The following is a 5,528-nucleotide window of genomic DNA, read 5'->3' as shown; positions in this document are numbered from 1 at the left end:
GGTGTGAACAATGCAAAATCAGACGGAAACGATGATCGAAGTAAAAAAATTAGTGAAGAAATATGGAAGTTTTACAGCTGTTAATGCTATTGATTTTTCCGTTAAAAAAGGGGAAATTTTCGGACTTCTCGGACCCAATGGTGCAGGGAAATCGACCACTTTAGAAATGATGGTTGGGCTTCGAAAAACTGATGGGGGAACAGCGATTATCGGAGGATTTGATATTGCAAAAGACTTGTTAAAAGTGAAAGAAGTAATCGGGATCCAGCTACAATCAACCACATTGTTTGAATTACTTACCGTTGAAGAAATTTTGAGGTTGTATGCAAGTTTTTATCAAAAAAACTTCTCGATTCCTGAGTTGATAGAGGATATGGTATTAACAGAGAAAACAAAGAGTCGTATCAAGACTCTATCGGGGGGGCAAAAACAACGACTAGCAATTGCGCTTGCCCTTGTACATGATCCTTGGATTCTATTTTTGGATGAACCGACAACTGGACTTGATCCTCAGGCAAGAAGGACGCTCTGGGATATCGTATTGAAATTAAAAGAAAAAGGAAAGACCACTGTTTTAACCACCCATTACATGGATGAAGCGCAAGTTCTTTGTGATCGTATTGCCATTATGGATCAAGGGAATCTGATTGCTTTAGATACTCCTTCAGGACTCATAAAAGGTTTAGAGTCTGATAGTGCAGTAGAATTTCAGTATGAAGGGAATTTCCTGACAGAAGAGCTTGAAACGCTCGATGGGGTGAAGCAAGTTGGGAAGCATAAGGATACCTATGTACTTTATACCGATAATCTGCAAAAGACCTTGATTAACTTGATTAAATTTACATCTGAAAAACAGATCCAATTGATCAATCTTCAGACCAGAACTTCAACGTTGGAAGATGTCTTTATCCATATGACAGGAAGGAGTCTGAGAGAAGAATGAAAGCTTATTTGCAATTAACGTTATCACAATTACGAATATTTTTTCGCAATCGCCAAGTTCTTTTCTGGACGCTTGCATTCCCTATTTTTCTAATGGTTATGCTTGGTTCTTTTTTAGGAGACGGCAATGGAGTTTCAGTCTCGATCGGTGTAGTGGATCAGGACAAAACACCACTTTCAAAAGAATTCTCAAATACGATGGGTAAGATTGAAACAGTTAACCTTGAAATTATCGACAATAAAGATAAAGCACTTGAACAAGTAAARAAAGGAAATCTTCAACTCGTTGTTGTGATACCTCAAGGGTATGAGAAAAAAATGAAGGCAGCTTCAAACACAACGCCTTTTGAGCTACCGTTATATTACAACGAAACCGACGTCGCGGTTTCGCAAATAGGTTTAACTATTGTCAATAGTGTCGTGGATGGGATTAGTAAGGAAAAAGCAAAGTACTCGCCAGTCATTGTGACTCATGCAAGTGGTATTGAAGCCTTAGACTTAAAGTATATTGATTTCTTGGTGCCAGGAATTYTGGCCATGATGATTATGAGCAACAACATGAATGGCGTAGCAGGTCAGATTGCCGCATGGAGAGAGCGCGGGATTTTGCGAAGAATGCAAGGTACCACGTTAAAAGCATCTACTTTTATCGCTGCTCAAATTACAGCCAGATTACTGTTGAACGGTATGCAAGCACTTATCGTATTAGGAGTGGCTCACCTTATTTACGGAACCCAAGTAAACGGGTCTTGGCTTAGTTTAATAACATTCGTTATTTTAGGGACACTTGCTTTTATGGCGATAGGCTTCATCATTGCAGGGGTGGCTAAAACACCTGAAAGTGCCGGACCGATTGCAGGATTTTTATCCTTTCCCATGTTGTTTTTAGGAGGCGTATTTTTCCCAATTCGCGAAATGCCAGAATTTCTTCAGCCGATTGTTAACGTTTTACCAATCTCTCATTTAAGCCATGCATTACGGGAGACGATGAATGTAGGGACTTCGTTTATAGAACTTGGTGCGGATGCTCTAATATTAGGCTGTTGGTTAGTTGGAGCTTTCATCATGGCTAGTTATACATTTAAATGGGAATAAGAATTAATGATTATGAAGGAGATACTGATGGAAAATCAAAATTACAAAACACATGTAAAGGTAGACCCGCTTTATCATTATGTACTGTCGTTATTATTAGTTGCGACTTTGGTCGTGTCGATAATCAATGTGGTCCGCTCATTTAATGCAGGGGAAAACATCTTGCAATCTATTCTATTGTTACTTATGGTTGTGTGTATTATAATTGTCGCAATTCTGGTAAGAATAAGCCCATTAAAAAACCAAGATCGAACAATTCGAGCAGAAGAAAACCTGCGCCATTTTGTGTTAACAGGTAAATTATTAGATTCAAATCTAAGTAACGGTCAAATTATTGCTTTACGTTTTGCCGGTGAACAAGAGTTTCCAACTCTTTGTGAACGTGCAGTCAATGAAAACCTGTCCCCAGATGATATAAAGAAAGCAATTGTTTCTTGGAAAGCAGACCATAACAGAATTTAGAAATGAGTTGAAACCCCGTTGAACATTATTCAACAACGGGGTTTCTATTTGGATTTTTGTATTTAATTATTAGATAGGAGGTATTTACATTCCACCATTGCCATAGTTAAACTGCCATTCGATTCCAAACTTATCTTTCACACTGCCGTAACATTTACTCCAGAACGTTTCCTGTAAATCCATGCCTACAGTACCGCCCGTTTTCAGTTGATCAAACAGTGATTTGATTTCGTCCAGATCCTCACTGACTATTGCTAGGCTAATGTTATTTCCTTCAACGAAGGGCATACCAGGGAATGTATCAGAAAACATGACGACGCTGCCACACATGTTTAAACGTGTGTGCATAATAAGGTTTTTAGCTTCTTCAGGTAATGGATACTCTTCATTTGGCGGCATTTCACCAAATGTCATTATTTTTGGTTCTTCTGTTTTAAATACCTGCGCATAATACTCTACAGCTTCCCGACAATTCCCTTTAAAATTCAAATAAACTTCAATAGCCATTCATGTCACTCCTCTAGTTTTAATAGTGTTTTAATATTTTGAAAATAGTTCAACACTATTGTAAGTATACCACTATGCGTTTTATCCATATAGACTGACTAATTAAAACATGGCTATGATAAATGTTGCTGTTGATATTCCGCAAAACTGCAACGCTTTCCTAGGGCGAGCGTCAGGACTCCTCGGCGCATGGAAACCCCGTCCTCCTGTTTCTGTTTCTGCATCGCTACGCTAGCTTCGAAACATGAAAGGGCGTTGCATCGCTGCGCTAGCTTCAAAACATGAAAGAGCGTTGGAACGGTAATCAACAGTATAGTTTAACTGAGCCAAAAACAAAGGCATGTAATTCCAATTAGGAAATTACTTGCCTTTTGTGCTTTAAATCATCTATTCCGAAACACTTAATTTTTTCACATATGATACTACTTCCTCTGAAGTAGGTAGCGTGAGAATTGTTTCGATATCATTTGGTAATGTCTTGCTCTATGAGCTTGCATTCCTTGCAGGTGCTATTGTCACATCACTGGTTGCAGGCCTACTAAAGCAAATTGCATAATAAGAACATTTTATGTAACAGGAAAGAGATAACCCATTATTTCCTTTTTTTGTTTTCCATGAAATGCAGGATTAACCAGTTTATTCATCGAACAAATGTAAAAGGACGAAGATAGGGGGAAGAGTTCAATGGGGAATGTTGAATTGAAAGAAGCTTATGGTTCATATGAAATACCATGTGAAATCCATCAATTGTTCCAACTAGAAGAAGAATTCTCTAAAAAAGGACTTTCACTTGGTCAAATTGGTTTTCATCCAATYGACCAATTAGCACCGTATCCAATTACGCCACCTGATTTGATTGCGTTTGCTAGCACTGGTGGTGGGGGTATTCATTTCGGTTTTTTGACTGATTTTCATTCCATATCTCATTTAAACGAAGCACCAATTGTTTGTGTAACACCAACTAATGATCCGCCTCTTCGATACATGGCACGCAATATTCGGGAGTTTTTAGACTTGGCCTTTTCCGTTCCATATGCAGAGATGCTAGAAACCATATGGATGTTTGAGGATGAAAAACAACTAATTGAACTGATCGAGGAATTCGAGTCATATTCCAGTAAATGGCATAAAGACCGAGAGTATATCCTTATGCGTTGCCGTGAGGTTTTTGGCACTAATAAACTAGACGTGGTCAGTTATTTACATGAAGTGAAAAAAGAAAGAGCCGAGTCTATCCATATGACTACTTTAGATGGACTCGGCGTGGCAGATCGAAATTCGGCAACGACTTCGAAAACGAGCTTTACTTTTTCTGAAGATCGAAAGTGTGATGAAAAAGAAATAGAACGAATGCGACTATTTTTGATTCAAGCCAATGAATTGGAAAAGCTGGCATTCGTCCGTGATGCGAATTATTGGTATATCGTGACTTCTGGCTATGATCAAGCGGTATGGGAATTGATACAGGAATTGCTGACATCAATGGGGCTGCACGATGAGGCAGAACATGTTGCAGAAAGGTGCTAACCATTAATGAAACTTGTCGCTCATTTAGAACGTATCTACATTTATAATGATTTGCTTACTAAATAAGGTTTGTTGTTGAAAGGAGAAAAATTTACAGTTATCGGGAACATATTAGGGGAAGAATAAAGTGTGTCTTGAGCGAAAATATTATTATAGGGGTGCGACTTATGAAAAAGGGTTATATCGTATTAATTACAATAGTGATGGAATCATTTTTACTTTGGTTATTTTCGATTCTCCTTGGCTGGACTTTCATTGATACAATCTTTTTAGGCGGACTGTTTATATTTGGAGGTGCTTGGTTCTATCATTTTGTTATTACTCCAAGAATTAGCGAATATGATGCTACTTTAGAATATAAGAACACTCAAAATACGGAAGCTATAAAACCATTTTTATTTATAATGTCACCCATTACTTGGGGTCTTTCACTATTTGCAGTAGGTAGTTCTTTTATAACAATTATAAAATATTTCCCATTTTATTAAGAAAATTTGTTTAAATAGCAGACAAATATCTACTTTTTATGAAATATAAAAATCTTTATCTGGGATATTGCCGTCGTCATGGACATCCGTCGGACCAATAAAAAAACCAAATTCATCACCGTCTTTAAAATTGATCCCAATTGTTCTTGAAGGATAATTTTCACAAACTTTGCCATCAATGTCAGTAGACATTTTGTGCATTATATCCCAGAATCAGGAGAGTGAATTTTAGTTGCTGGCGAAAACCTCTTGACTAAATATTTCAACAATTGTATCATTAAGAAAATTTTCCCATAAAGTAAACTCAGAGATTAAGATTATTAAGGAATATTTATTGCTCAGAGAGCTGTCGGTCGGTGAAAGACAGTCAATAAACTCCCCAACTCGCTTATGAGAGGTCAGGCTGACATGTAGGTCTGAACGGTTCACTTCCGTAATAAAGTCTTAAGAAGGTTTGTTCAGTTTGCAAACCAATAAGAGTGGTACCACGAAGGGTAAACCTGTCGT

7 protein-coding genes and 1 other annotated feature are annotated in these 5,528 nt (G+C 37.7%); of the genes, 5 read left to right on the top strand and 2 right to left on the bottom strand.

What is annotated here, in order from left to right; translation table 11 throughout:
* Positions 1-10 precede the first annotated feature (10 nt).
* From AC1DSB_RS13520 to AC1DSB_RS13510, 3 genes are read left to right on the top strand one after another with little or no spacing between them, the layout of a single operon-like run.
* Entirely contained in the window at positions 11-943 is a 933-nt protein-coding gene (locus AC1DSB_RS13520) for an ABC transporter ATP-binding protein (protein WP_477532124.1), read from the top strand.
* A complete protein-coding gene (locus AC1DSB_RS13515) occupies positions 940-2,037 on the top strand; it encodes an ABC transporter permease (protein WP_477532123.1) in 1,098 nt (365 codons plus the stop codon). Before AC1DSB_RS13520 ends, AC1DSB_RS13515 begins: the two co-directional genes overlap by 4 nt.
* Positions 2,038-2,064: 27 nt before the next feature.
* Positions 2,065-2,499: a DUF6526 family protein gene (locus tag AC1DSB_RS13510; protein ID WP_477532122.1), complete on the top strand. Its 435-nt coding sequence runs from the start codon at positions 2,065-2,067 to the stop codon at positions 2,497-2,499.
* An 84-nt stretch (positions 2,500-2,583) separates the two neighbouring features.
* Here AC1DSB_RS13510 and AC1DSB_RS13505 read toward each other — a convergent pair whose 3' ends face one another.
* On the bottom strand, positions 2,584-3,006 hold the full coding sequence (locus tag AC1DSB_RS13505) for a VOC family protein (protein ID WP_016427242.1): 423 nt from the start codon (positions 3,004-3,006) through the stop codon (positions 2,584-2,586).
* A 684-nt stretch (positions 3,007-3,690) separates the two neighbouring features.
* Here AC1DSB_RS13505 and AC1DSB_RS13500 point away from each other — a divergent pair.
* Positions 3,691-4,533 carry a hypothetical protein gene (locus AC1DSB_RS13500; protein WP_477532120.1) on the top strand — a complete coding sequence of 281 codons (843 nt, stop codon included), beginning with the start codon at positions 3,691-3,693 and terminating at the stop codon, positions 4,531-4,533.
* Between the two features lie 167 nt (positions 4,534-4,700).
* Complete coding sequence (locus AC1DSB_RS13495) at positions 4,701-5,021, top strand: hypothetical protein (RefSeq protein WP_477532119.1); 321 nt, start codon at positions 4,701-4,703, stop codon at positions 5,019-5,021.
* 36 nt (positions 5,022-5,057) lie between these two features.
* On the opposite strand, the gene AC1DSB_RS13490 is transcribed toward AC1DSB_RS13495, so the two are convergent.
* Entirely contained in the window at positions 5,058-5,213 is a 156-nt protein-coding gene (locus AC1DSB_RS13490; protein ID WP_477532118.1) for a hypothetical protein, read from the bottom strand.
* Between the two features lie 106 nt (positions 5,214-5,319).
* Positions 5,320-5,528, top strand: a binding site (T-box leader). This feature is flagged as partial in the annotation.

The organism is Paenisporosarcina sp. P4_E4_2, from assembly GCF_056401595.1.
Note: the sequence above shows the minus strand (reverse complement) of the source record. Positions and strands in the feature narration are given on the sequence as shown.